General features: G+C 61.2%; 1 protein-coding gene. It reads left to right on the forward strand.

Features of this window, described 5'->3' with window-relative positions; translation table 11 throughout:
* Positions 1-270: 270 nt before the first annotated feature.
* On the forward strand, positions 271-970 hold a 700-nt coding region (locus tag EOA22_RS35195), incomplete at its 3' end, for a GAF domain-containing protein (protein WP_164756247.1).

The following is a 970-nucleotide window of genomic DNA, read 5'->3' on the forward strand; positions in this document are numbered from 1 at the left end:
CGGTTTACCAGCGACCTTGCCGCCCTCGATCAGAACCGCGTCGATGAAGGTGCAGACTTTCCTGATTTCCATTCGAGCCAACGGTCCTTCCTGCCCAAACTCGAAAGGGCCAGGCTAGGAAGGCGCGCACCACGCGTCTTCCTCTGCTTCCGAGGAAAAACCGGATGTCTCGCTCTCGGAAGACGTGTAGCTTCACTCGGCCGCGAATTGCTTATATCGGCGCTCGCAGTGCCAACAGGAACAGATCGGTCAGCCGGAACAGTCGCACCAGTGAACCATCAGTCGCAAATCCTGTCGTTACGCGACGCCGCCAGCCTGATCAACTCAGGCGGCGATCTCAGCACGGTGTTGCGTGATCTGGTGTTGGCCGCCTGCCGGCATGCCGGATGGACGATGGGGTCGATCATGAGCATCGACGCACCGCATGGCCATGCTTACGTGATCGTTCGCCATGACCCGACCTTGATCCAGCGGTCGCTCCCCGACCGCTGGGAACTCGCCACCAGTCCGTCGATCGTCGCCCTGCAACGCAACGAGGCCGTCTATATCAGGGATGCCCGGGTCTCGGAGGAGTTTCCTGGCTATCGCATAGAGGCTTTCGAACGCGACTACCGCAGCGTTCTGGTAATGCCGATGAGTTGCGTCGACGAGGCCGGAAGGCCGATGGTGCTCAGCGTCATCTCGCGAGAGATCATGGACGTCAGCGCCGACGATCTCGCCTTCATCGGGATGATCGTCCATCTCGGTGAAATCGCTGTCGAGAAACAGCACAAGCTGCGCGAGGAGAAGCGTGCATCGGAACGGCTCCAGCAGGCGCTCCAGGCACACACGTCGCTGCTGCAGCAGGCCCTGGCCGAAAGCTCGATGCCTTCGCTTGCAGGCAGGATCGCAGCGCTTGTGCCCAACCCCGTCGTCGTGGTCGATTTCACCGCCAACCTGATCGTCGCCAGCCGCTCACCGAGCGAGAAGC

Origin of the sequence: Mesorhizobium sp. M7A.F.Ca.US.014.04.1.1 (assembly GCF_003998745.1) — a bacterium.
Classification (GTDB): domain Bacteria; phylum Pseudomonadota; class Alphaproteobacteria; order Rhizobiales; family Rhizobiaceae; genus Mesorhizobium; species Mesorhizobium ciceri.